Source organism: Pseudomonas sp. Irchel s3f19, assembly GCF_900187555.1.
Classification (GTDB): Bacteria; Pseudomonadota; Gammaproteobacteria; order Pseudomonadales; family Pseudomonadaceae; genus Aquipseudomonas; species Aquipseudomonas capeferrum.
The window spans coordinates 1-24,446 of the sequence record NZ_FYDW01000004.1 but is presented as its reverse complement, the minus strand read 5'-3'; the positions used below and the strand labels follow the sequence as shown (position 1 = coordinate 24,446).

At 65.0% G+C, this 24,446-nt stretch carries 19 protein-coding genes and 1 rRNA gene; 10 read left to right on the top strand and 10 right to left on the bottom strand.

Annotation, left to right across the window (positions count from 1 at the left end; genetic code table 11):
• The first annotated feature begins 164 nt into the window (after positions 1–164).
• Positions 165–479: a putative quinol monooxygenase gene (locus tag CKW22_RS11950; RefSeq protein WP_033702960.1), complete on the top strand. Its 315-nt coding sequence runs from the start codon at positions 165–167 to the stop codon at positions 477–479.
• On the opposite strand, the gene CKW22_RS11945 is transcribed toward CKW22_RS11950, so the two are convergent.
• Positions 469–1,233, bottom strand: a complete 765-nt coding sequence (locus CKW22_RS11945) for a sulfite exporter TauE/SafE family protein (protein ID WP_095064166.1) — start codon at positions 1,231–1,233, stop codon at positions 469–471. The genes CKW22_RS11950 and CKW22_RS11945 overlap by 11 nt on opposite strands.
• A gap of 77 nt (positions 1,234–1,310) precedes the next feature.
• Between CKW22_RS11945 and CKW22_RS11940 the strand changes: the two genes are divergently transcribed.
• The 8 genes from CKW22_RS11940 (at position 1,311) to CKW22_RS11905 (ending at position 8,545) form a co-directional block, all read left to right on the top strand.
• Complete coding sequence (locus tag CKW22_RS11940; protein WP_095064165.1) at positions 1,311–2,210, top strand: LysR family transcriptional regulator; 900 nt, start codon at positions 1,311–1,313, stop codon at positions 2,208–2,210.
• Positions 2,211–2,291: 81 nt separating this feature from the next.
• Positions 2,292–2,897 carry a CDP-alcohol phosphatidyltransferase family protein gene (locus CKW22_RS11935; RefSeq protein ID WP_095064164.1) on the top strand — a complete coding sequence of 202 codons (606 nt, stop codon included), beginning with the start codon at positions 2,292–2,294 and terminating at the stop codon, positions 2,895–2,897.
• A gap of 29 nt (positions 2,898–2,926) precedes the next feature.
• Positions 2,927–4,684 (top strand): bifunctional alpha/beta hydrolase/class I SAM-dependent methyltransferase, encoded by a 1,758-nt coding sequence (locus CKW22_RS11930; RefSeq protein WP_095064163.1) that lies wholly within the window; start codon positions 2,927–2,929, stop codon positions 4,682–4,684.
• Positions 4,681–6,009, top strand: coding sequence for a phosphatase PAP2/dual specificity phosphatase family protein (locus CKW22_RS11925; protein WP_033702965.1), 1,329 nt, complete (start codon positions 4,681–4,683; stop codon positions 6,007–6,009). Before CKW22_RS11930 ends, CKW22_RS11925 begins: the two co-directional genes overlap by 4 nt.
• The gene (locus tag CKW22_RS11920; RefSeq protein WP_033702966.1) at positions 6,006–6,437 is read left to right on the top strand and encodes a hypothetical protein; all 432 of its coding nucleotides are present in this window, start codon (positions 6,006–6,008) and stop codon (positions 6,435–6,437) included. The genes CKW22_RS11925 and CKW22_RS11920 overlap by 4 nt, the downstream gene beginning before the upstream one ends.
• 10 nt (positions 6,438–6,447) lie before the next feature.
• On the top strand, positions 6,448–7,071 hold the full coding sequence (locus CKW22_RS11915) for a lysophospholipid acyltransferase family protein (RefSeq protein WP_033702968.1): 624 nt from the start codon (positions 6,448–6,450) through the stop codon (positions 7,069–7,071).
• Between the two features lies 1 nt (position 7,072).
• The gene (locus tag CKW22_RS11910) at positions 7,073–8,005 is read left to right on the top strand and encodes a phosphatidate cytidylyltransferase (protein ID WP_033702976.1); all 933 of its coding nucleotides are present in this window, start codon (positions 7,073–7,075) and stop codon (positions 8,003–8,005) included.
• A gap of 195 nt (positions 8,006–8,200) precedes the next feature.
• On the top strand, positions 8,201–8,545 hold the full coding sequence (locus tag CKW22_RS11905; RefSeq protein ID WP_003251579.1) for a cupin domain-containing protein: 345 nt from the start codon (positions 8,201–8,203) through the stop codon (positions 8,543–8,545).
• Between the two features lie 140 nt (positions 8,546–8,685).
• Here CKW22_RS11905 and mmsB read toward each other — a convergent pair whose 3' ends face one another.
• On the bottom strand, positions 8,686–9,573 hold the full coding sequence (mmsB, locus tag CKW22_RS11900; RefSeq protein WP_033702977.1) for a 3-hydroxyisobutyrate dehydrogenase: 888 nt from the start codon (positions 9,571–9,573) through the stop codon (positions 8,686–8,688).
• A gap of 10 nt (positions 9,574–9,583) precedes the next feature.
• Positions 9,584–11,110, bottom strand: a complete 1,527-nt coding sequence (locus CKW22_RS11895; RefSeq protein WP_033702978.1) for a CoA-acylating methylmalonate-semialdehyde dehydrogenase — start codon at positions 11,108–11,110, stop codon at positions 9,584–9,586.
• A 132-nt stretch (positions 11,111–11,242) separates the two neighbouring features.
• On the opposite strand from CKW22_RS11895, the gene CKW22_RS11890 reads away from it, so the two are divergent.
• Positions 11,243–12,193, top strand: coding sequence for a LysR family transcriptional regulator (locus CKW22_RS11890; protein ID WP_033702979.1), 951 nt, complete (start codon positions 11,243–11,245; stop codon positions 12,191–12,193).
• Between the two features lie 183 nt (positions 12,194–12,376).
• Here CKW22_RS11890 and CKW22_RS11885 read toward each other — a convergent pair whose 3' ends face one another.
• From CKW22_RS11885 to rrf, 7 genes are all read right to left on the bottom strand, one after another.
• Complete coding sequence (locus CKW22_RS11885; protein WP_047582598.1) at positions 12,377–12,868, bottom strand: OmpA family protein; 492 nt, start codon at positions 12,866–12,868, stop codon at positions 12,377–12,379.
• A gap of 4 nt (positions 12,869–12,872) precedes the next feature.
• Positions 12,873–14,141 carry a diguanylate cyclase domain-containing protein gene (locus tag CKW22_RS11880; RefSeq protein ID WP_033702981.1) on the bottom strand — a complete coding sequence of 423 codons (1,269 nt, stop codon included), beginning with the start codon at positions 14,139–14,141 and terminating at the stop codon, positions 12,873–12,875.
• Entirely contained in the window at positions 14,138–14,704 is a 567-nt protein-coding gene (locus CKW22_RS11875; RefSeq protein WP_033702982.1) for a YfiR family protein, read from the bottom strand. The genes CKW22_RS11880 and CKW22_RS11875 overlap by 4 nt, the downstream gene beginning before the upstream one ends.
• 265 nt (positions 14,705–14,969) lie before the next feature.
• On the bottom strand, positions 14,970–17,045 hold the full coding sequence (gene recD, locus CKW22_RS11870; RefSeq protein ID WP_095064162.1) for an exodeoxyribonuclease V subunit alpha: 2,076 nt from the start codon (positions 17,043–17,045) through the stop codon (positions 14,970–14,972).
• Positions 17,042–20,719: an exodeoxyribonuclease V subunit beta gene (gene recB, locus CKW22_RS11865; protein ID WP_095064161.1), complete on the bottom strand. Its 3,678-nt coding sequence runs from the start codon at positions 20,717–20,719 to the stop codon at positions 17,042–17,044. The genes recD and recB overlap by 4 nt, the downstream gene beginning before the upstream one ends.
• Positions 20,716–24,198, bottom strand: coding sequence for an exodeoxyribonuclease V subunit gamma (gene recC, locus CKW22_RS11860; RefSeq protein ID WP_095064160.1), 3,483 nt, complete (start codon positions 24,196–24,198; stop codon positions 20,716–20,718). Before recC ends, recB begins: the two co-directional genes overlap by 4 nt.
• A gap of 148 nt (positions 24,199–24,346) precedes the next feature.
• A 5S ribosomal RNA gene (gene rrf / locus CKW22_RS11855) occupies positions 24,347–24,446 on the bottom strand; the annotation flags it as partial.

The following is a 24,446-nucleotide window of genomic DNA, read 5'->3' as shown; positions in this document are numbered from 1 at the left end:
GCCTGATTGCCTTGATCGAGTCAAATGGGATGACCGGCAGATTAGGGAGTCGCTGGCCTGGGAAAAAGCAGGCATGAGGCAAAATACAATTGACTTGAAATCACGAATGACCAAGCCATTATTGCCTTAGAATCGTTTCATCATTCACCAGCGAGTAGCGATCCATGAGCGAGCAGTACGCTTTTATCCTCAAAGCCAAGACCCGCCCGGAAATGGCCGAAGCCTTCGAAACCCTATTCCGCGCCTATGTCGAACCAAGCCGCCAGGAGCCGGGCTGTATCGAGTACCACATGCTGCGCGACAAGGCCGACCCCAGCCTGTTCGTGTTCTACGAGGTGTGGGCAGACAAGGCGGCACTGGATGTGCACTCGGCCCTGCCGCACATGGCCGCGTTCTTCGAAAAGCGCATGGACTACCTGGAGCGCGAATTCGATGTCCAGTTGATCGACATGCTCAGCGCCGCCTCTGCTAACCGTTGATCAGCAAATGGCCGCCGAGCACAGCCAGGCCGATGAAAAAGCAGCGTTTGAACAGCGCCGCGCTGATGCGCTGGCGCAACCACTGGCCCGCCAGCATGCCCACCAGCGCTGGCGCCAGCATCAGCAATGACGCACCCAGCGCCTGGCCGCCCAAAGCATCTTGCCCGGCCAGGCCCAGGGCCAATGCCACGGTCGAGACCGTGAACGCCAGGCCCAGCGCCTGGATCATCTCGTCACGGTTCAAACCCAGGCTTTGCAGGTACGGCACTGCCGGCATCACGAACACCCCGGTAGCGGCCGTTACCACGCCCGTCACCAGCCCGCAGATCGGCCCTAGCCACCACTCCCGCCTGTGCGCCACGCTCAGCCCAGGGCCAATCAGCCCATACACGGCATAGGCCACCAGCGCTGCGCCAAGCGCATGCACCGCCCAGGGGCCGCTGTTGATGCCCAACCAGGCGCTGCCGGCCAGGGTGCCGACGAAGATCATCGCCAGCATTGGCCCCAGCCGCCGCAGCAGTGCCAGCAGATGGCCCCCGGCCGCCAGTTGCCAGAGGTTGGTGAGGGTCGAAGGTACGATCAACAAGGCGGCAGCCTGCGCGGGCGGCATAGCCAGCCCCAGCAGCCCCATGGCGATGGTCGGCAGCCCGAGGCCGATGACACCTTTGACGGTGCCTGCCAGCAGGAAGGTAATCACCACCAGCAGCGTCAATGCCGGGCCGAGGGTCTGATAGAACGCGACCAAGGTACTCATGCCGCCATGATGGCGTGCGGCTGGCTGGCTGAAAATCTGCCATATACTCAGCCAGACTATCGCCAGGACAGAGGCACATGCACTTCGACCTGATTGACCTCGCGCTTTTCCGGCACACCCTGGAGTGCGGCAACATCACTGCCGGCGCGCGCCGCAGCCACCTGTCGCTGCCCGCTGCCAGCGCCCGTATTCGCGCCATGGAAGCCTCCCTGGGTACACCGCTGCTCGCGCGTAATCGCCGTGGCGTACAGCCGACCCCAGCCGGCCAAGCGTTGCTGCAACATGCCCGGCTGATCGGGCAGCAGATCGAGCGCCTGCAGTTCGACCTGGCTCACTATGCCCAGGGCCTGCAAGGCCAGGTACGGCTGCTGTGCAACACGGCGGCGCTGACCGAATACTTGCCCGAGTTGCTGGCCTGCTACCTCGCCGACCACCCCGCCGTCAGTGTCGATGTCCAGGAGCTGCCGAGCTTGCACATCGTGCAATCGATCACTCAGGCCATGGCGGACCTGGGGATCATCTCGAGCGCAGCGCCCAGTGAGCATCTGCAGACCCTGCCGTTTCGCGATGACCCACTGGTGCTGGTGACACCCCTTGAGCACCCCTTGGCGGCGCACCCTGCCCCGAGCTTCATCGACAGCCTCGCCCATGGCCATGTCGGGCTGGGGGCGGACAGCGCCTTGGCGTTGTACCTGGAGGAACAGGCACTGCGTGCGGGCAGGCGTATGCGCGTACGGGTGCGGGCCGATGGCTTCGATGGGATGCTGCGCATGGTCGCGGGCGGCGCGGGGGTGGGGGTGGTGCCACTGGCTTCGGTGAAGCGCTGGCAAGGGCTGTTGCCGCTGCACTGGGTGGCGCTGCACGAGGGCTGGGCCAATCGCCGGCTGCTGGTGTGTGCCCGGGACTTCGCCGCATTGCCGGGGTATGCCGCGGGTTTGGTCAGGCGCTTGACCAGCCGGCCAAGCGCGGTTTTGTAGGCGCGCAAATTTGGCGACCGCGCTTGCCGCCAGGCGGGCTCTTTGCCCACAATCAGGCTGCACCAAGAAAAGGAGTTTCCAGTGCCATCGATCTACCAGCTCAAGCCCCGCTTCCAGGCCCTGCTCCGCCCCGGCGTGAAGCGCCTCCACGAGCGCGGCGTCACCGCCAATCAGGTCACCGTCGCCGCCGGCCTGGTGTCGGTCCTGCTGGGCCTGCTGCTGGCAGGCCTCAGCCACATCACTTGGCTGTTCATCCTGATCCCGGTGTGGATGCTGCTGCGCATGGCCCTCAATGCCGTCGACGGCATGCTTGCGCGCGAATTCGGCCAGCAATCCAGGCTCGGCGCCTACCTCAACGAACTGTGCGACGTGATCGCCGACGCCGCGCTGTACCTGCCCTTCGCCCTGTTGGCCGGCGTCTGGCCGAGCCTGGTGGTGCTGGTGGTACTGAGCGCCACGGTGAGCGAATACGCCGGGGTAATGGGCCCGCTGGCAGGCGCATCCAGGCGCTACGACGGGCCGATGGGCAAGAGCGACCGGGCATTTGCCTTCGGCGTGCTGGGCACCGCCGTAGCCTTCGGCCTGCTCGATGCCAACTGGCTGAACGGCCTCTTGCTGGTCATCTTCGCGCTCTCGCTCTATACCCTCTACAACCGGGTTCGCCGAGGGCTGGCCGAAGCCCGCTGAGCCCATCGCCCCGGACAAGGATTCTCGCCATGCGCCAAGCGCAATCGCTGCATTTCTCCACCCATGACGGTGTCGAGCTGCACTACCGTCATTGGCCCGCTACCCGCAACGAACACCAGCCACGCCGTGCCGTGGTGATGTTCCACCGTGGCCACGAACACGGTGGGCGCATGGCCCACCTGGCCGACGAACTGGACATGCCGGGCTTCGACTTTTTCGCCTGGGACGCCCGCGGCCACGGCCAGTCGCCGGGTGCCCGCGGCGACAGCCCGGGGTTCGCCACCAGCGTGCGCGACGTGCAGACCTTCATCGAGCATCTGCAGAGCGTGCATGGCATCGCCGAGCAGGACATGGTGGTGCTGGCGCAAAGCGTCGGTGCCGTACTGATCGCCACCTGGGCGCACGACTACGCGCCCAAGGTGCGCTGCCTGGTGCTGGCCTCGCCGGCGTTCAAGGTCAAGCTGTACGTGCCCTTCGCACGCCCTGGCCTGAAACTGCTCAAGGCCGTGCGCGGCAACTTCTTCGTCAACAGCTACGTCAAGCCGCGCCTGCTCACCCACGACCCCGAGCGGGTCATGTCGTATGTGGCCGACCCGCTGATCAGCCGGCCGATTTCGGTGACCATGCTGTTGGGCCTGTACGACGCGGCCGACCGCGTAGTGGCGGACGCCCAGGCGATCCAGGTGCCGACCCAGCTGCTGGTCTCGGGTGCCGACCTGGTGGTCGAGCGCAAACCGCAGGTGCGCTTCTTCGAGCGCCTGGGCAGCGCGCGCAAGGAAATGCACACCCTCCCAGGCTTCTTCCACGACACCCTCGGTGAGCGCGACCGCGCCCATGCACTCAGGCGTATCGAGCGTTTCGTCGGGCATTGCTTCGACAGCCCTGTGCAGGCCCCTTCGCTGCTCGATGCCGACAAGGTCGGCGCCAGCTGCGCAGAGGCCGAGAGCCTGGCCGCGCCCTTGCCGCGCAACTCGCCCCGCGACCTCTACTGGCGTGCCACCCGCGCCGGCCTGCGCCTTGGCCAAGGGCTGGCCGAAGGCGTGAAGCTGGGGTTCGACACCGGCTTCGACTCCGGCAGCACCCTCGACTACGTCTACCGCAACCAGGCAACAGGCAAAGGCACGCTGGGCCGCATGATCGACCGCAACTACCTCGACGCCATTGGCTGGCGCGGCATACGCCAGCGCAAAGTGCACGTCGAAGCGCTGCTGCGCGAGGCCATCACCCGCCTGCGCGCGCAGCAACGGCCGGTGCATATCGTCGACATCGCCGCCGGCCATGGTCGCTACATCCTCGAAGCCCTGCAGGACCTCGAACAACTGCCAGACTCGATCCTGCTGCGCGACTACAGCGAGCTGAACGTGCAACAAGGCAGCGCATTGATCGCCGAAAAAGGCCTGGCCGAGGTTGCCCGCTTCGTCCAGGGCGATGCCTTCGACCGCGCCAGCCTCGCGGCGCTGCAGCCAGGCCCTACGCTGGCGGTGGTATCCGGCCTGTACGAACTGTTCCCCAGCAACACCCAGGTAGGCAACTCTCTCGCTGGCCTGGCCGATGCCGTCGAAGAGGGCGGTTACCTGGTCTACACCGGCCAGCCCTGGCACCCGCAACTGGAAATGATCGCCCGCGCCCTGACCAGCCACCGCGGCGGCGAAGCGTGGGTAATGCGCCGGCGCAGCCAGGCAGAGATGGACCAACTGGTCGAGGCGGCGGGCTTTCGCAAGCTGGCCCAGCGCATCGACGAATGGGGCATCTTCAGCGTCAGCCTGGCGCAACGGGTGCGTGAATGAACCCACCGCGTGAGCCCGGGCTGATCCGCCGTGGCGTGCTCTGGCTCCTGCTGCTGGGGCCGTTCTTCTTCCTCAGCTATGGGCTGGTGAACACCCACACCGCCGGGCGCAGTGATGTCGGCAGCCTGGTGTTCGGCTGGGAACAGCACATGCCGCTGTGGCCGTGGACGATCATCCCGTACTGGTCGATCGACCTGCTGTATGGCTTGTCGTTCCTGCTGCCGCGCACCCGCCGGGAGATGGACCGGCATGCCCTGGCGTTGCTCACGGCACAGGTGATCAGCGTGAGCTGCTTCTTGCTCTGGCCGCTGCGCTTCACCTTCGAACGGCCCGAGATAGGTGGGCTGTATGGCGGGTTGTTCGATGTGCTGATGGGCTTCGACAAGCCTTACAACCAGGCGCCATCGCTGCATATCGCCTTGCTGGTGATCATCTGGGCGATGTTCGCCCGGCACGTGCACCGCCAGCCCTGGCGCTGGGCCATGCACAGCTGGATGGCGCTGATCGGCGTGTCGGTGCTGACCACCTGGCAGCATCATTTCATCGACGTGCCCACCGGCGCGCTGGCGGGGTTTGCCTGCCTGTGGCTATGGCCGCGCCAAGGGCTGTTGCCGTGGCAGCAGGCGCGGCTGGCGCGCGATCGTAAATGTTGGCGGCTTGCGCTCTACTACGGTTTGGGGGCGTTGCTGTGCGCGCTGGCGGTGTTCACGGCAGGTGGCGCATGGCTGTGGTTGGCATGGCCTGGCGTGGCGCTGCTGCTGGTGGCGCTGAACTACAGCGTGTTCGGTGCCGGCGGTTTTCAGAAAGACACGCAGGGGCGCTTGTCGGCTGCTGCCTCCTGGCTGATGGCGCCCTACCTGATCGGGGCGTGGATCAACTCACGGCTATGGACCTGGCGCCGTCCGCAGCCAGACGCGGTATGTGACGGTGTATTCCTGGGGCGGCTACCTGGGCGTGGCGAAGGTGGGCAGTTCGCTGCCATCGTCGACCTTTGCGCAGAGCTGCCGCGCCGTTCGGCCGGCACTGGCCCCTTCGCGCAGCAGGGCTATCGAGCGCTCGCCACCCTGGACCTGATCGCCCCCGACAGCACCCTGCTGCACGACGCCGCCGCCGCCATCGAGCAACTGCGCCCTCAAGGCCCCTTGCTGGTCTGCTGCGCCTTGGGTTACTCGCGCAGCGCCAGCGCCGTGGCGGCGTGGCTACTGCTCACTGGCCGCTGCCCCGACGCAGAGCAAGCCGAGCAGCGGGTTCGCCAGGCCCGCCCTGGCGTGGTCTTGCACCCCGCCCATCGGCAGGTGCTGCAACAGCTAGGCGCGCAGCGATGAGCCTGCACCTGATCGCCAGCCTGCTGGCCCGTGGCCGTCAGCTGGAGCACCTGTCGGACGGCATCACCCTGTTGGCCCTGGGCTATGGCCTGGCCCCCTTGCTGGGCGCACAACTGCCTGCCCTGGCCAGCCTGTTGTGCGCCGTGTTGCTGGTGCTGGGTGTGCTGCACAAGTACTGGGCCATCCGCGTCGCGCTGGACGCCGAGCTGTTCGCCCGCCTCGCCAGCAGCCCTGACCTGCCAGCCGACACCCAGGCCCTGGACCGCGCCCTGTTCGACCTCAACCTCAAACCGCATGCCACCGACAGCCGCGACTGGCCCGCCCGCAGCCACGCCGCGCTGGCCCTGCTGCGCCGTCAGGCCGCGTGCCTGGGCCTGCAACTGTCGCTGACCTTGGCTACCCTGCTGACACTGCCTTTTACCGGATGACTACCGCCCCATGCTTGCGACCCTGACCGCCTTCGTCATCACCTCCGCCGCCCGGCTGATCACCGGTGCCCGTGCCTTGTGGCTCGGCTGCACGCCGTTGCCGGTGCAACGCCTGTACTTCGCCAACCACAGCAGCCACGGCGACTTCGTGCTGCTGTGGGCGTCGCTGCCAGAACCCCTGCGCAAGCGCACCCGCCCAGTGGCCGGAGCCGACTACTGGGCAAAGCCCGGCATCCGCGATTTTCTCATCCGCAAAGTCTTCAACGGCATATTGATCGAGCGACAGCGCACAGAAGGCCAAGGCAGCCCCCTGCAGCCAATACTCGAAGCGGTGGCCCAAGGCGACTCGTTGATCTTCTTCCCGGAGGGCACCCGCAACCTTGGCGACGAACCGCTCATGCCGTTCAGAAGCGGGCTGTTCCACCTGGCCGCAGCCAACCCCGAGGTCGAGTTGGTGCCTGTGTGGATCGCCAACCTCAACCGGGTCATGCCAAAGGGCCGCGCCCTGCCATTGCCGCTGCTGTGCACATTGAGCTTCGGCGAACCCCTGAACCTGCACGCTGATGAAAGCAAGCAGGCCTTTCTGCAGCGGGCCAGCCAGGCCCTGCTGAACCTGGCGCCGAAGGATGCCTGACATGGATGACAACACACTTTCCCTGTTCGCCGGCATCGGCGCCCTGCTGCTACTCGCCAGCGTGATCGGCCGCCTGCTCAAGTGGCGTGCCGGCCCGGCGCCGCATGCGGTGATCGACAACCTCAATGCCCGCATCAACGCCTGGTGGGTGATGGTGCTGGTGATCGGCATCGCCTTCGTATTTGGCAAGTACGGCGTGATCGTGCTGTTCTATGGCGTGTCGTTCTACGCCCTGCGCGAGTTCATGACGCTGACCCCGACCCGGCGCAGCGACTACCCGGCGCTGGTCGCCGCGTTCTATGTGGCGCTGCCGGTGCAGTACCTGCTGATTGCCATGGACTGGTACGGCCTGTTCAGCATCTTCATTCCGGTGTACCTGTTCCTGCTGCTGCCGATCCTGGCCAGCTTCGGTGGCGATACCACACGCTTCCTGGAGCGCGCATCGAAGGTGCAGTGGGGGCTGATGATCGCGGTGTACTGCGTTTCCTCCGTGCCCGCGCTGATGACGCTTGATATCCCGGGTTTCGAGGGCCGCAACCTGCTGCTGATCGCCTGGCTAATCCTGGTGGTGCAGATCAGCGACGTGTTGCAGTACGTGTGCGGCAAGCTGTTCGGCAAACGCAAGGTGGCGCCCAACCTGTCCCCCTCGAAAACCCTCGAAGGCCTGGTCGGTGGCGTGGCACTGGCCACTTTGATCGGCGCCCTGCTGTGCTGGATCACCCCGTTCAACTTCTGGCAGGCGGCCCTGATGGCCCTGACCGTCAACGCCATGGGCTTCTTTGGCGGGTTGGTGATGTCGGCGATCAAGCGTGACCGTGGGGTGAAGGACTGGGGGCACATGATCGAAGGCCACGGCGGCATGCTCGACCGGATGGACTCGGTGTGCTTTGCGGCGCCGGTGTTCTTTCACTTCGTGCGGTACTGGTGGGCTTGAGTAATGAGCGGCTCTGACACGCCGGGGCCGCTATGCGGCCCATCGCAGGCAAGCCAGCGCCTACAGGTGCCGCGTATACCCTCGGAAGACCAGATATAGCGCGGTCAGGCACCTGGACGTCGAGCCCAGGCAACTGCGGCCCGGCCGATAGCCCTATGGTGACGGGTCATTCATCCAGTCACCAGGAGTTGTGCCATGTCCGATTTCATCACCGTCCTGCGCGAGACCTGCCCGACGCCGGTCGTGGACGCCACCAAGTGGAAGCGCATCGGCGGCGATCCGCACACCGTCAACCTCAATGCCTACCTGTCGGCCGACGGCAGCAAGATCATGGGCACCTGGATCTGCACCCCGGGCAAGTTCGAGGTCAACTACGACAAGTGGGAGTTCTGCCACTTCCTCGATGGCTACTGCATCATCACCCCGGAAGGCGAAGAGCCGAAGCACCTGAAGGCAGGTGATGTATTCGTGATCGAACCCGGGATGAAAGGCACCTGGGAAGTGGTCGAGACCGTGCGCAAGTACTTCGTTTTCGCCTGATAGCCAAGCCCTGCTTACGCAGGGCACCTTCAGCATCCGTAAATCCTGGGCAAAAAAAATCGCGGAGCAGGTGCCCTTCCCTCTGGTGCGCAGTTACAGAGGGAAGGCCGCCTGGCCCGCGATGAAGTCCACCTCGCTCGTCAATCCTTTTTGCGGTACCCCTCGACGATGGCCGAGAAGTCCTTGCCACCCTCCCCGCGCAGGCTCATCGCCTGATACAACTGCTGGGCCACGGCCCCGAGAATCACCGGCTGGTGCGCCTGACGGGCAGCCTCGGTAGCCAGCCCCAGGTCCTTGAGCATCAACTCGGCGCCAAAGCCGCCGGTGTACCCGCGTGAAGCAGGCGCGGTCTCGATCACGCCGGGCCATGGGTTGTACGTGTCTGAGCTCCAGCAACGGCCGGTCGAGCTGTTGATGATGCCGGCCAGCACCTGGGTGTCGATGCCCAGTGCATTACCCAAGGCCATGGCCTCGGACACGCCGATCATCGAAATGCCCAGCAGCAGGTTGTTGCAGATCTTGGCAATTTGCCCGGTACCCACCTCACCGCAATGCACGATGTTGCGGCCCATCTGCTCCAGCACCGGTTTGAGCGTGGCGAACAGCTCGGCGCTGGCACCGACCATGAAGGTCAGGGTGCCGGCCGCCGCGCCGCCGGTGCCACCGGAGACCGGTGCATCGCCCATGTCGACGCCCTTGGCCGCTGCGGCCTTGGACACCTCACGGGCGGTCTGCGGGTCGATGGTGCTGCAGTCCACAGTCGGTGTGCCGGGGCGTACGCCGGCCAGCACGCCGTCATCGTTCAGGTAGACGCTGCGCACATGGGCTGCGGCCGGCAGCATGGTGATCACCAGTTCGCTGTTGGCCGCTGCTTCCTTGGGTGAAGGGCTGACCTGCCCGCCCAGTTCGGCGAGCTCGGCCAACACGGTCTTGTTCAGGTCGAACAGGTTCAGCTGATGCCCGGCCTTGATCAGGTTGCGGGCCATGGGCGCGCCCATGTTGCCCAGGCCGATGAATGCGATACGCATGGCGAACTCCTTAGCGCAGGCTGATGGTGGTGTTCACACCGTCATTGACGCTGTCGTCATCGAACCAGCGGGCGGTGACGGTCTTGGTCTGAGTGTAGAACTGCACCACTTGCTTGCCGTACGGGCCGAGGTCGCCGAGCTTGGAGCCGCGCGAGCCGGTGAAGCTGAAGTACGGCACCGGCACCGGGATCGGGATGTTGATGCCGACCTGGCCGATGTCGATCTCGCTCTGGAACTTGCGCGCCGCCGCGCCGCTCTGGGTGAACAGGCCAGTGCCGTTGCCGAACGGGTTGCTGTTGACCAGGGCGATGGCCTCATCGAGGGTATCGACCTCCAGGGTTACCAGCACCGGGCCGAAGATTTCCTGGGTGTAGACCTGCATGTCGGTTTTAACCCCGGAGAACAGGGTTGGGCCGACGAAGTTACCTTGCTCATAGCCTGGCACTTTGACGTCGCGGCCATCGAGTTCGAGCTTGGCGCCTTCCTTGATGCCGCTTTCGATCAAGCCCAGCACCCGCTCCTTCGCACGCTTGGAGACCACCGGCCCGACGTCGGTACCCGGCTCGGACCCTGCATTGACCTTGAGCTTGCTCGCGGCCTCCTTGATGTCCGGCAGCCACTCGCGGGCCTTGCCCACCAGCACCGCCACCGAGGTGGCCATGCAACGCTGGCCGGCAGCACCAAAGGCCGCGCCGACCAAGGCGTTGACGGTCTGGGTGCGATTGGCGTCAGGCAGTACCACGGCGTGGTTCTTCGCGCCCATCATCGACTGCACGCGCTTGCCGTGCTGGCTGCCCAGGTTGTAGACGTGGGTGCCGACTTCGGTGGAACCGACGAACGAGATCGCCTTGATGTCCTGATGGGTGCAAATCGCATCCACCACCTGCTTGCCACCGTGCACCACGTTGAGCACACCGGCCGGCACGCCGGCTTCGAGCGCCAGCTCGACCAGCATCATGGTCGACAGCGGGTCCTGTTCGGAAGGCTTGAGCACGAAGGTGTTGCCGCAGACGATGGCCATGGGGAACATCCACAGCGGGATCATGGCCGGGAAGTTGAACGGGGTGATGCCCGCGCACACGCCGATGGGCTGGCGCAGGGTGTAGGTGTCGACGCCGCCGGCTACGTTCTCGGCGAATTCGCCCATCTGCAAGGTGCCGATGGACGCCGCATGCTCGACCACTTCCAGGCCGCGGAAGATATCGCCTTCGGCATCGGCAATGGTCTTGCCCTGCTCGGCGCTGAGGGTCTGGGCGATGCGTTTGGAATGTTCGCGGATCAGCGCCTGCAGCTTGAGCATGATGCGCATGCGCGCGCCGATCGGGGTGTCACGCCAGGTCTTGAAGGCGCGATGGGCAGCCGCCACGGCAGCGTCGACTTCTTCGACGGTGGCGAACGGCACCCGCGCCAGCACTTGCTGAGTGGCCGGGTTGACGATATCGCGCCACTCGTCGGTCTTGGATTCGACCCACTGGCCATCGATCAGCAGCTTGACCTGCTCGACCTTGGTCTGGTCGGGGGATTGAGGTGCGTTCATCTGGGTTCTCCTTGGAATTATTGTCGGGTCGAGATCGCCAGCGCCGTGCAAACGCGAGGTGGCGTCCTGGGGCTTGTTTCGAGTATAGATGTGCAAACATCCAACAAGAACGCACAAAAAAACCGGATCATCATGCAAAAAGACCTCACATCCCTCAGCTCGCTCAACTGGGACGACCTGAAGTTTTTCCTCGAAGTGGCACGCACCCGCAAAGCCAGCAGCGCCGCCAAGCGCCTGAGCGTCGACTACACCACGGTGTCACGGCGCATCACGTCGCTGGAGGGGGCGCTGGGCACGCTGTTGTTCGAGAAGTCCCGGACCAACGGCTTCGTGCTTACCGCCGAAGGCCAGCGTTTGCTGGGCTATGCCGAGTCGATCGAGAGCACGCTGCACATGGCATGCGAGCAGGTGTCAGGCTCGGGGGTGGCGTTGTCGGGGCATGTGCGCATGGGCTGCACCGAAGGTTTCGGCAGCTTCTTCGTCACGCCGCAACTGAGCCACTTCGTCGATGCGTATCCGGCCATTTCGGTGGATATCCTGCCGCTGCCGCACTTCATCAGCCTGTCCAAGCGCGAGGCGGACATCGTCATTGCCCTGGAACGGCCCGAGCACGGCCCTTATGTGTGCTGCAAGCTGTGCGACTACCGGTTGCGGCTGTATGCGACCCAGGCGTACCTGGATAACCACGCGCCGATCCGCCAGGTGGGGGATTTGGCCAAGCACCCCTTCATCAGCTACGTGGATGACCTGGCGTTCAGCTCCGAGCTGCTGTACCTGGCCAACCTGATCCCCAATGCCAACGCGCATTTGCGCAGTACCAGCGTGATTGCGCAGTACACCGCAGCATTGCAGGGGCGTGGGCTGGCGATTCTGCCGTGTTTTCTGGCGGCGCAAGACCCGCGATTGGTCACGGTGCTACCAGAGCAGATCGAGGTGACGCGGCAATTCTGGATGTATTGCCGGGAAGATTTGCGCAAGTTGAAGCGCATTACCCTGCTGTGGGATTACATCCGTGGGGTGACCGAGGCGAATGCGCCGTTGTTGATGGGGGAAACCCGTGAGATGCGGTTTGCTCAGGAATGATGCAGCCCTCAGCAACGGCGCCGTACAGGTAGGAGCTGGCTTGGCCTGCGATGGGCCGCAACGCGGCCCCAGTTTGATGCCTTCCTCTTCGTCTCAAGGATTTGGGTGGCAGTCGTGCACGGTTTTCGAGGGCCAAGGCGAGGGCTGCGCCTGCAGGGACCGAGTCGGTCTGCAAGAGATCGCTCAGTACGACGCGACAACAATCGACACCCGTCGATTCTCGGTGCGCCCGGCACTGCTGCGGTTGTCCGCCACGGGTTGGGTACTGCCCAGGCCGCGGGTCTGGATGTTCTGCGCAGGCATGCCGATACCGATCAGCGTTCTGGCCACACTCTGCGCCCGGCGCTCGGACAATTGCTGGTTGTAGGCCGCCCTGCCCGACGCATCCGCGTGCCCATCCACTCGCACACCCTGGATACCAACCCCCAGCAGTGCTTTGCCAATACGCTCGACAATCGCCTGGCTCTGGCTATTCAGGCCGTCCAGGTCACTGCCGAACAGTACCTTGCCCGACAGATCGAAGGCCCAGCCTTCATCCGTCGGGGCAAAGCCTTCGCGCTTGAGCACGGCGATCTGCTCGGCAGTCAGGCCCTTGGGCGGTGTGCTCTGGCAGCCGGTCAGCGCGAGCAAGGTGAGCAGCAAAGCCCAAAGGGGGAAACGCAAACGATGAATCACGGGTTCAACTCCTGTTTTTGATTTCGGCGGCGGACCGTTCCGTCTGCGCCACTTGCCACTGGCCACGGCGTTTTCGCTTGGCCTGGTACATTGCCGCATCGGCGGCGTCGAGCAGGCTGGCAGGGTCAGTGCCATCGACCGGGTAATAGGCGATGCCGACACTCAGCGAGGTGGCAATGCTGCTGCCACTGTCCAACTGCACCGGCAGCTTCATGCTGGCGACGATCTTCTCGGCGATGAGCTCGGCGTCTTCACGCGAATGCAGCGGCGTCAGCAACACCGCAAACTCGTCACCGCCCAGGCGCGCCACCAGGTCGTGCTCACGCAGTTGGGCGCGGATGCGGTCGGCAACGCTGATCAGCACCTCGTCGCCTACGGCATGGCCCAAGCTGTCATTGATCTGCTTGAAGTGGTCACTGTCGAGGAACAGCACCGCCAGGTGATCCTGCTGGCGCGCAGCATTGCGCAGGCAACGGCTGAGGCGCCCTTCGAAGAAGGCGCGGTTGGGCAGGCCGGTCAGGCTGTCATGGCTGGCCTGGTGGGCCAGGGTCTGGTTTTCGCTCTGCAGGTGGCTGTGCCACACCTCCAGTTCATCGAGCAAGGCGTTGAAGTCGTTACCCAGCTCGTTGAGTTCGGCGATCGGCGCCTCCGGCACGCGACGGTCGAAGCGCCGTTCGCGCCGCGCGGCATGAGCAACGCTGGCCAAGCCGCGCAATGGCCGGACGATGTCGCCGAGCAGGCGCCGCGACAAGTACAGGGCGATGACTGCGCTGAGCACCATGCACAACAGGATCCCGCCCAACCCGCCGAGCAGGAACAGCAACAGGCTGCGGCCTTGGCCAATCAGCTCGATGTGCCCGACCTTTTGCTGCTGGTGATGGATCGGCAGGTTGACCGGTTCGTCCAGCAGCGTGGTGGCGACAAGGGTTTCCAGGTGGGCGAGCATGCCGCTGTCGTTGCGTTGCCAGTGGGCCAGTTGCTCACCGTCATTGTTGAACACCTTGGCGTCGGCCACCTCTTCGGTACTGGCGATCAGCGCCAGCGCCTCATTGGCTGCGACGCGGTCGTCGAACACCACGGCGGCTTCCACGGTGTAGGTGATCGAGCGGGCGATCAGGTGCAGGTTGTGGTTGGCATAGACCTGCAGGGCAAGCACGCCCAGCACGGTCAGCGAAACACCGACCAGGCCTACGGCGAGCAGGGCAACATTGAGGTGCCCACGGCCGAGCACCGAACGCAGGGTCGGGCGCATGCGCTTGTTGGCAGCTTTCATGGCTGCGCACCTCGGCGCCGGGACAATTGCAGCACGCTGGGGTGGATGCGTACGCCCGAACGGGCCACGGAGTCGAGGTTCACTTCAAAGGCGACCTGCTGATCGCTGACCCGCAGGCAGAACAAGCTGCCGACGGTACAGGGGTCGTCGGCCTCGCTGATGCTCAATACCGGGTGACCGCTGACGCGCTGGAACAACCGATCGCGTTGGCCTTGATCGAGCTTGCCGATGTAAATGGCATCGCAGGCCTGGGCGACTTGTGCATCGTCAGCCAGCAGGCGACGCACCTGCAAAGGCCGCCCGGATTCCTGCACATGCCCTTTGATCAGGTCGTCGGCGTACTCGGTAGGGCCGACCAGGCACAGGCGCAACGGCGCAGGTTCGGCTGGCCAGCGTGCGTAGCTGAAGATTCCCAACACCACCTGGGTGACGGCCTTGGCGCGTTGCTGTGCTTGCACAGCGGTGGCTGAGGATTCCGCCCAGGCAGGGCCTGCCGGTAGCGACAGGGCGGCCAGCAACAGCGAAAGCATACAGCTCGTCAATCGCCTCCCGGCCACGGTCATGTGGGAAATCTCTCGAAGTCCTTTCAGATATTGGCGCAACGATAGCACATGGCCGCCAACCCTGACTTGCGTGGCTTTTGTAGGAGCGGCCTTGCGTCGCGAAAGGGCTGCGCAGCGGCCCCGGCGATCTTGTTGCAACCACAGAACCTTGTTGCAACCACAGAACCTTGTTGCAACACAGAACCTGGGGCTGCTGCGCAGCCCTTTCGCGACGCAAGGCCGCTCCTACAAAGGCCGCGCCGCAATGATGGCAGCAGTGGGCGATTCAGACCTGTTCGAGCATCAAGCCGGAAATCCGCCGTACCTTGCGTGACACCGCCTCTTCGAATATGCCCTGGCGTGGCTCGATCAGGCTGAAGCAATGCTTGGCCCGGGTGATGCCGGTGTACACCAGCTCCTTGGTCAACACCGGGTTGAGGGCATCCGGCAGCACCAGCGCGGTATGGCTGAACTCCGAGCCCTGGGACTTGTGCACGGTCATGGCGAACACGGTTTCCACCTCGTTGAGCCGGCTTGGCAAGACAAAACGTACTCCGCCGTTGCCATCGTTACGCGGGAAGGCCACCCGCAGCAGCGGCTCGCCCCGCTCATCCGGCAGGCGCAAGGCGATGCCGATGTCACCGTTCATCAGGCCCAGGCCATAATCGTTGCGCGTCACCAGCACGGGCCGGCCCTCGTACCAGGGCTGCTGGGCGTCGATCAGCCCGGCATTGTGCAGCACCCGAGCCACCCGCTCATTGAGGCCCTCCACCCCCCAAGCGCCCCGGCGTACCGCACAGAGCAGCTGGAAGTCCTCGAAACCGTGCAGTACCTTGCTCGCCCATTGCTCCCACAGTGGGTCGTCATAAGCGGTGCCAGGTGCCGGCCGATAACGCCCCAGGGTCCGCAGGTAACTGCGATAGCCTTGCGGGCCCTCGGCGCCGCGGTTGAGGCCGTCGAGCAGCAAACGGTCGAAGGCCCGGTCCTGTTCGTTCTTAAGCGACAGGCCATTCACATCGGGCGGTGGCAGGGCGAGCAGTTTGCGCGCCGCATGCGATTCCTGACGGTTGACCAGCCGAGCCAATTGGCCAATACCGCTGCCCTCGCCGAAGCGCCGGGAAAAACGCAGCATCACCACTTGCTGCGCCAGCGGATTGCGCTGCGCATCACCGGCCACCAGCCCACTGCCCTGCAGCGACTGGCCGCCGATCTGCTCCAGCCACGCCTGGGTCGCGGCCGAGTAGCAACCGTCCTCGGCATCCCGGCACAGGTCACCCAGTACCGCACCCGCCTCGACCGAGGCCAACTGGTCTTTATCACCCAGCAAGATCAGCCGCGCGCGAGGTGGCAGCGCATCGAGCAGGTTGGCCATCATCTCCAGGTCGATCATCGAGGCCTCGTCCACCACCAGCACGTCCAGTGGCAACGGATTACCCGCATGGTGGCGGAAGTGCCGCGACCCTGGGCGGCTGCCCAGCAGCCGGTGCACGGTGCTGACCTCGGTGGGGATCTGCCCGCGCACGGCAGTACTGACCTGCAGCCGCTCGACCTGCTGGCCGATGGACTCGGTCAGGCGCGCCGCCGCCTTGCCGGTCGGCGCGGCCAGGCGAATGCGCAAAGGCCTGCCCTGCTCCACCGCCGGCGCCTGCAGCAAGGCCAGCAACCGCACCACCGTGGTGGTCTTGCCGGTGCCGGGGCCGCCAGTGATGATGCTGAAGCCGGCCCGGGTCGCCAGGGCGCAGGCAAGCTTTTGCCAATCGACCTGGCCAGCCAGGGCGCCTTCGTCGAACAACTGGCCCAGGCGAGCCGGCAAGTCGCTGGGCGCTGCCTCGTGCTGGCTCAGGCGCTGGCGCAGGTTGTGGTCGATGCGCCGCTCGTAGCTCCAGTAGCGGCGCAGGTACAGACGCTCGCCACTGATCACCAGCGGCCGCGCCTGCTGGCCGGGTGTGTCACCACTGGCCACCAGTGGGCTGGCCGCGATGCGCTGACGCCAGGCCTGAAGGTCCAGACCGGCAAGCAGTTGCGAAGGCAACAGCAAGGGGCCGATCAGGGCGTCACCTTCCGGCGGCAGCGACAGCGCGAAGTCTGGCTCGGCCAGGGTCTGCTGCAGGTCCAGGCAGACATGCCCATGGCCCAGCTGATGGCTTGCCAAGGCTGCCGCCAGCAACAGCAACGGATCGCTGCCGGGCGCACGTTCTTCGAGAAACGACACGAAGGCACGGTCGAGGGCACGCAGCCAGCCACGCTCGACCCAACGGTCCAGCAGTAGCAGCAGGTCGCCGCTGTCGCGCTGCGGCGCGAGGGCCAGCAGGTGCTCGGCATGCAAGGGGGTGGGCAACAGGTCGGTGAGGCTTCGGCTCATGGCGCGGCTCCGGCAAACAGGTCCTGCTGCTCGGGCGCAGACTCACCCCGGAACAGTGCATCGAGTGCTTCGATCAGCACACGCGGCGGCTTGGCGAAGTACACGCCATGGCCGCTGCTGCTGGCACCACGCAGGAAGATGAACAGGGCGCCGCCGACATGGCGGTCGTAATCGTAATCAGGCAGCCGGGCGCGCAACTGACGGTGCAGGGCCAGCAGATACAGGACGTACTGCAAGTCGTAGCGATGCTCGAGGATGGCTTTTTCCATGGCCAAGCTGTCGTAAGCCTGGACGTCCGGGCCCAGCCAGTTGGATTTGTAATCGGCCACGTAATAGCGCCCGTCCAGTTCGAAGGCCAGGTCGATAAACCCCTTGAACATGCCGTTGAGCAACGTCGGTTGCGCCGCCGGGCGCGCATGGCCTGGGTGGGTGTGGCGCGCCACCAGCCGATCGAGCTGTTCGGCGTCGACCTGATGGCTGGCGAACCAGAACTCCATTTCGATCTGGTAATGACGCAACTGCGCAAGGGTCAGGCTTACTTCCTGGCCCAGGACAGGCATTGGTTCGTTCAGCAACTGGTGCAGCCAGGGCGTCAGCGTCGCGATCCAGCCGGTCCAGTCACGCCGATTGCAGCGCTGCCCGACGGTGCGTTCGATCAGTTCAAGGTTGCCGCTGACCTCGGCGAAGCCTTCCCGGCCGGCCCACTCCAGCAGGCCGTGCAGGAAGGTGCCGGGGTTCGGCCCCCGCGGGAAGCGGTGGATATCGCCGCCTTCTGCCGGCAACTCGCGCAGTACCTGGGCGTCGACCACTTCGTCATCCAACAGTTGCTGGGCCTGCGAGCTGTCGGCGCCGAGAGTCTGCTCGCCGACGCGCAGGGCACTGTAGGACGCGATCCACCAGTTCTCGGCGGCCGCCCGCCGGGGTTTGCGCGCAGGCAGCAGCTCACGTTCGGCATGCGGCATGCGATACCCCTGATCATCGGCCAGCGGCAGCGGCGGGCAGGCAATGTACGGGCAGGCCGATGCCAACGCCTGCAGCCAGCCCGCCAGTTGCTCGGAACTCGGCAGGGCAAGGCCACCGCCCAGCAGGTAACCGAGCGCCGAACGGTGCAGTTGCGAGTGCTTCTGGTTGCCGCGCTTCAGGTCGGCGACGCCAAGCCAGCAGGCATGCTGGGCGCGGGTCAGGGCAACATAGAGCAGGCGCAGGTCTTCGGCCAGGCGCTCGTCATCGGCCCGGGCGATCTGCTCTTGATCAGGCGTAAGGGTCAGGTGGGCGTTGCCTTGGCTGTCATGCCAGGCCAACGGCAGGCGCGTACCGTCTACCGGCTTGCTGGTGCAGATGAACGGCAGGTAGACCAAGGGGTATTCCAGGCCCTTGGACTTGTGGATAGTCACCACCTTGACCAGTTGCTCATCGCTCTCCAGCCGCAGGATCTGCTCTTCGCCGGCCTGGCCGGAGCTGGACAGGTGCTCGGCCAGGTGACGGATCAATGCCTGCTCGCCATCCAGCTCACCTGCCGCCTGTTGCAGCAATTCGGCCAGGTGCAGCAGGTTGGTCAGCACGCGCTCGCCGTCACTGCGGGCGATGAGCGTGCGCGGCAGCTGGAAGTCATGCAGCAGGTGCCGCAGCATCGGCAGCACACCCTGGCGCTGCCAGGTCTCGCGGTAGCGACGAAAACGCATGACCCAGTCTTCCCACACGCGCTCGTCCTGGTTCAGCTTGTCCAGCGCGGCCAATGACAGGTCGAGGGTGAGGCTGGCCAGGGCGGCCTTGAGCAGGCGCTCCGAGTCCGGTTCGGCGCAGGCCTTCAGCCACGCCAGCAGGTCATGGGCCTCCTGGGCGGCGAACACCGAGTCCTTGTCGGACAGGTACACGCTGCGCACATCCCGAGCAGCCAGCTCGCCACGGATCATCTGGGCTTCGTGGCCGTCGCGCACGAGGATGGCGATATCCGATGGCAGGCAAGGGCGCAGTTCGCCTTCGCCGTTACGGAAACCCGCCGTGCCCTGCTGGCCACCGTTGAGCAGGGCGACGATATGGCTGGCGCAACTGGCCGCCAACTGCTGACGGTACAGGGTGCCCGAGACCGGTTCTTCGCTCTGCAGTTGCCAGCATTGCAAGGCTGCACACACCTCGCCATCCACCAGCAGCTGTTCACCACGGCCTTTGGCACGCACCTCGATGAACGGCAACGGGTTGTCATCGGCTTCACGGAACAGGAACGCCCCTCGCCCCTGGCTTCGCGTCTCGGCCTGGAGGAACACCTGGTTGACCGCCGCGACCATCGCCTGGCTCGAGCGGTAGTTGGTGTCCAGGCTGTGTAGGCGCCCGGTGGTGGCACGCCGGGCGGCAAGGTAGGTATAGATGTCGGCGCCGCGGAAGGCATAGATCGCCTGCTTGGGGTCGCCGATCATGAACAGCCCGGTTTCGGTGCGGTTTTCGGTGATCTGGTAGATCCGCTCGAAGATGCCGTACTGGACCGGGTCGGTGTCTTGGAATTCGTCGATCAGTGCCACCGGGAACTGCTCACGAATCAACCCGGCCAGGCGCTCGCCGGCCTCGCTGGCCAGGGCATGTTGCAGGCGCAACAGCATGTCGTCGAAGCCCATTTCGGCGCGCCGACGCTTCTCCACTTCAAAACGCGCCGAGACCCAGCTGGCAGCATGTTCAAGCAGCCGCGCATCCGGGCTGGCCAGCGCCTGCAATTGCTGCTGCAGCGTCTGCATGGCACGCAGCCCCGGGTGATCGGGTGGCTCGCCTGACTTCCAGGCCTCGGCCATGCCGGCCGGGGTCAGGCGGGTGAAGCCGGTACCCAGGTCGAGTTCGACGATGTGTTCGTCGGCGGCCCATGCGCTCAGCTTGTCGAACCAAGGTTCGAAGTAGCGTGCCTGCATCTTGCGGCCGTCGGCCAGCTTGGCGGCCACGGCATCGCGGCAGATCTGCCGCAGCTCATCGGCCCACTGTGCCCAGGGCGCCTTGAGCTGGGCCAACTGCTCGGTACGTTGCGCAAGCGCGTCTTCAATCAACGCCTCGGGTTCTTGCTCGTGCTGCTGGGCCCGTACCCGACCGAACAGCGGGCGAATGCGCGGCAACAGCGCGTCGGGGCTGCCCCAGTGGCCACGCACCCAGGCCAGCGCCTCACCCTGCATGCCATAGCAGAACCGCCGCCAGTAATCGCGCATGACCTGGCCAAGCAGGTCGGTGTGATCGGTCTCCAGCGTCTGGGTGAACAGGCTGCCGCTGTCGAACGCGTGCTCGCGAAGCATGCGCTGGCACCAACCGTGGATGGTCGACACCGCCGCTTCGTCCATCCATTGCACGGCGATTTCCAGGCGGCTGGCGCAACGCGGCCAAGCTTCTTGCGGGTAATCGCTGCGCAACTGATGCAGCAGTGGGTCGGCCGCTTCAAGCTCGCCACGGAAGAACCGCGCCGCTTCGGCCAGGCGGGCCCGTATGCGTTCGCGCAGCTCTTTGGTGGCGGCGTCGGTAAAGGTCACCACGAGGATCTGCGGGGGCAACAGCTCACGGCCGAAAGCCTGTTCGCCGCCGTGGCCGAGGATCAGCCGCAGGTACAGCGCCGAGATGGTGAATGTCTTGCCGGTACCGGCGCTCGCTTCGATCAGCTGGCTGCCATGCAGGGGAAAACTCAGTGCCAGGGGACGGTCCAGCGTCATGCGCCACTCTCCGGGTTGCCCAGGGCCTGCCAGGGTGCGTTGAACAATGGGCGGTACAAGGTTTCGCACCAGCCTTCAAAGGTTTCGTCGGCGCTAAGCGCGGCGAAATCACGGAACTGCCGGGCCAGGGCAATACTTTCGCTGCGCTCGCCGAAGCTGTTGCGCTCGTCACCTTCATAGGCACGGGCCGCTGCGGCCAGCGCCTTGTCGGCATCGTCCTGGCCCAGCCAGGCAAAGGCGGTCTTGGCTGCCACCGACAGTGGCGCGTTCATTGCCGCCTGGCGCGCTACCAGCAGGTCGCCGAGCAGCTGCGCCGCCTCACCTTGCGGCAAGGGCGCGAGCAGCAGGGTCAGGTCACTGGCCACCAGCGCACTGTTAAGCGGGTAACCCGCAGCACAGGCGGCCAGGTGCATGACCCAGGGCGCGATCAGCCGGTGCCACTTGTAGTTGTTGCGCCCGGCGCTGATGGTGTTCGGTACCGTGGTGATACTGAGCAGGCTTTGATCTTCTGCCTGGTAAACCCGGCCCAGCCAGCCTTCGAGGCGATGCCTGCCCTGTTCAAAATGAACAGGCAATGCGCCTTCGACCAGGTGAGGCCAGCGTTGCAACAACTGGCGATGGCGTTGCAGCAGATCGGGCAGCGGCTGGATCAGCTCGGCCTGCAAGAGCTGCCCGAAACCGGCAAGGGGTAACAGGCCACAGGCTTGCAGGCGGCGGGCCTGCGCCTGCAAGGCAGGCTCGGCATGGTCCGGGTCAGCCAATGCGGCATTCAACAGGCTTTCGGCGGCACCATAGCGTTGCAAGGTATCGAGCACGAACGGCTCTTCATCCGGGGTCGGCGCCTCCAGGGCCTCGAAGAACACCTTCAAACGCTGGCTGAAGAAGTGCCGCACCGGGTGGCGAAGAAAGTCGTGCAGTTGCGTCAGGCTCAGCGCTTCATCATCGACGTAGGGCGGCAGATCGGGATCGGGCTGCGCGACCGCCTGCCCGGGCAGATGCAGCACCTGCCACTCATGGGCGAAGCTGAACAAAGGGCTGCCCTTCTGGAAGTAACGCGGGCTGAACGGCTGTAGCGGGTGCTCCTGCGTCAAGGCATGCAGCAACCGCTCGTCCGGCCCAAACCCTGGGCCCGCGTCGGTGCCGGCCAAACGCCAACCTGCAGCCACATGGTCGCGTAACTGGCCGATAAGCACTGAGGCCGGGCGCTCACTGTTGTCGCGGATACTGCGCCCGACCCAGCTGACATACAGCTGATCGCGTGCCGACAGCAGGGCTTCGAGCAGCAAGTAACGGTCATCCTCACGGCGCGAGCGATCACCGGGGCGGTAGTCGCTGGCCATCAGGTCGAAGTCCAGCGGCTGCTGGGCGCGGGGGTAGTCACCATCGTTCATGCCCAGCAGGCAGACCACCCGGAAGGGGATGGCGCGCATGGGCATGAGGGTGCAGAAGTTTACCGAGCCGGCGAGGAAGCGCTGGGACAGCTTGCCCTGATCCAGGCCAGACAACCATGCTTCGCGGACCACGGTCAGCGGTAGCGAGTCCTGCAGGCCGACGGTTTCGCACACTTGCAGCCAGGCATCGCGCAAGTCCTGCAGCTGCATCAACAGAAACTCGTCGTGCTCACCTTCAGCCAGGAAGAACACCTGCAACAAGGCATTCAGGCGTTCGCCCCACTGGGTGACAGTCGCGGGCTGGGCCAGTGCCTGGCACGCCACATCCAGGGCATCCAGCAGGGCCACCAGCGGGCCGATCAGTGCAGCATCCAGGCCGCCGATTTCGTCATAGGGTTCAATGCCATCACAGCCCTCACCTACGCCAACGGCATAACCCAGCAGCATACGCCGCAGGCCGAACCGCCAGCTGTTCTGCTCCAAGCCTTCCGGCAAGCCCAGGCTGGCGCGCTGCTCGGCATCCAGGCCCCAACGGATACCGGCGCCTTCGATCCAGCGATGCAGGGTGGGCAAGTCACTCTCACGGATGGCGAAACGGGCGCGTACCGCCGGCACGTCGAGCAGGTCGAGCACTTCGCTGACGGCGAAACGGCTATCCGGCAACTTGAGCAGGTGCTCCAGGGCAATCAGCAATGGCTCCCGACCGCGTTGGCCTTGATCGGTGAGGGTGAACGGAATGTAGCGTGGGTCATGACGCTGCAGCTGCCCGAATACGGCGCGGATATGGGGCGCGTAGGTGTCGATTGCCGGCAGCATCACGATCACGTCGCGCGGGCGCAGGGTAGGGTCGGCGCTGAAGCGTGCCAGGAGCTGGTCGTGGAGAATCTCCACCTCGCGTTGCGGGCTGTGCGCGACGTGAAAGCGCATCGAACGGTCCTGCCCGAGGTTAACTTGCGGCCAGCGCTCACGGGTTTCGGCGAGCGGGCGCAGTTCAAGGATGTCATCTTGCAGCTGGTTGAGCAGCGTGGTCGGCGAACCCTCGCTGAACAGGTCGATGCGCCCCTCGCTGAACACACCGCGGTAGCTGCCCGGGTCGTCATAGCTGTCGAGCAGGTTGATGTAGTCACGGCCCTGCTTGCCCCAGGCGGCCAGCAGCGGATGCGCGTGCTGGTGCAGGGATTGGTCATCCAGCAGCAGCGGCATGCCCTGCTTGCGCTGTTGGCGCTTGTACTGATGGCGCAGCAGGTCTTTGTCGGCGACGATATCGGCCCAGTGATGGCGGCAAGGGTTGTGAACGCAAAGCAGTACTTGGCTGAACCGGGCCAGCCCAGCCAACGCCTCCAGTGCCTGAGCCGGCAGGGAAGAGATACCGAACACGATCACCCGCGATGGCAGGCCCGCAGGGGCTTGTTCCAGGCTGTTGATGCGCTCGATGAAACGCTGATGCACGCCCGCGCGACTCTGCGCCATGCCTTGTTCGCCGACATCTTCCAGCAGGGCGCGCCACAGCTCGGCCTGCCAGCGATTGCCAGGGGGCAGCGCTTTACGCTCGCCCCGAGCGGTATTGAGGACGTGATCACCGCCCGCCCAGTCCTTGAGCCAGTCAGCTCGGTAGACCTGGTATTGGTCGAACAAGTCGGCGAGGCGCTCGGCAAGCTGATAACGCTTGCGCAGGTCGCTATCGTCGGTAAGAAAACGCCGCAAGGGCTCGAAGTGCTCGCGCTCGATCAACGACGGCAGCAAGCGCATCAGGCGCCAGGTCAGCGGCGCCTTGTCGAGCAAGGACACCTCAGGGATTTCATCGCGGCCCAGTACCCGACGGTAAAGCTGCCACATGAAACTGCCGGGCAGTTGCACATCGATCGCGGCCGCGATGCCACAGCCGCCCAGGTCACCCTCTTCAGGGTCTTCAGCCAGCGCCAGTTTCAGCCACTGGGCAATGCCGTTGCTTTGCACCAGGGCAATTTCGTTTTCCAACGGCGCTAACGGGTACCGACGCATCCAGCTCACCACCAAGCTGCGCAAGTCGTCTAGGCGGTTGCCATGCACGATCATGAAGCCGGGCTGAAGGGTGGTGGTGTTGACCATTGAGCATTCCCTGGAAGGCAGTGGGTTCTGATGCGGAACCATATCACGGGGCATGCCCGGGCTTATGGCGAGCATGGCGACAATTCTTTTCCAGCCGCAAAGACAAAACCCCTACCTGCTCGCGCAGATAGGGGTTTTGCGAAATGAATCTTGACGATGACCTACTCTCACATGGGGAGACCCCACACTACCATCGGCGATGCATCGTTTCACTACTGAGTTCGGGATGGGATCAGGTGGTTCCAATG

What these genes read in the sequence shown, in the direction of transcription:
- CKW22_RS11950 (WP_033702960.1), top strand. Translation starts at nt 165, where the DNA reads ATGAGCGAGCAGTACGCTTTTATCCTCAAAGCCAAGACCCGCCCGGAA.
- CKW22_RS11945 (WP_095064166.1), bottom strand. Translation starts at nt 1,233, where the DNA reads ATGAGTACCTTGGTCGCGTTCTATCAGACCCTCGGCCCGGCATTGACG.
- CKW22_RS11940 (WP_095064165.1), top strand. Translation starts at nt 1,311, where the DNA reads ATGCACTTCGACCTGATTGACCTCGCGCTTTTCCGGCACACCCTGGAG.
- CKW22_RS11930 (WP_095064163.1), top strand. Translation starts at nt 2,927, where the DNA reads ATGCGCCAAGCGCAATCGCTGCATTTCTCCACCCATGACGGTGTCGAG.
- CKW22_RS11925 (WP_033702965.1), top strand. Translation starts at nt 4,681, where the DNA reads ATGAACCCACCGCGTGAGCCCGGGCTGATCCGCCGTGGCGTGCTCTGG.
- CKW22_RS11920 (WP_033702966.1), top strand. Translation starts at nt 6,006, where the DNA reads ATGAGCCTGCACCTGATCGCCAGCCTGCTGGCCCGTGGCCGTCAGCTG.
- CKW22_RS11915 (WP_033702968.1), top strand. Translation starts at nt 6,448, where the DNA reads ATGCTTGCGACCCTGACCGCCTTCGTCATCACCTCCGCCGCCCGGCTG.
- CKW22_RS11910 (WP_033702976.1), top strand. Translation starts at nt 7,073, where the DNA reads ATGGATGACAACACACTTTCCCTGTTCGCCGGCATCGGCGCCCTGCTG.
- CKW22_RS11905 (WP_003251579.1), top strand. Translation starts at nt 8,201, where the DNA reads ATGTCCGATTTCATCACCGTCCTGCGCGAGACCTGCCCGACGCCGGTC.
- mmsB (WP_033702977.1), bottom strand. Translation starts at nt 9,573, where the DNA reads ATGCGTATCGCATTCATCGGCCTGGGCAACATGGGCGCGCCCATGGCC.
- CKW22_RS11895 (WP_033702978.1), bottom strand. Translation starts at nt 11,110, where the DNA reads ATGAACGCACCTCAATCCCCCGACCAGACCAAGGTCGAGCAGGTCAAG.
- CKW22_RS11890 (WP_033702979.1), top strand. Translation starts at nt 11,243, where the DNA reads ATGCAAAAAGACCTCACATCCCTCAGCTCGCTCAACTGGGACGACCTG.
- CKW22_RS11880 (WP_033702981.1), bottom strand. Translation starts at nt 14,141, where the DNA reads ATGAAAGCTGCCAACAAGCGCATGCGCCCGACCCTGCGTTCGGTGCTC.
- CKW22_RS11875 (WP_033702982.1), bottom strand. Translation starts at nt 14,704, where the DNA reads ATGACCGTGGCCGGGAGGCGATTGACGAGCTGTATGCTTTCGCTGTTG.
- recD (WP_095064162.1), bottom strand. Translation starts at nt 17,045, where the DNA reads ATGAGCCGAAGCCTCACCGACCTGTTGCCCACCCCCTTGCATGCCGAG.
- recB (WP_095064161.1), bottom strand. Translation starts at nt 20,719, where the DNA reads ATGACGCTGGACCGTCCCCTGGCACTGAGTTTTCCCCTGCATGGCAGC.
- recC (WP_095064160.1), bottom strand. Translation starts at nt 24,198, where the DNA reads ATGGTCAACACCACCACCCTTCAGCCCGGCTTCATGATCGTGCATGGC.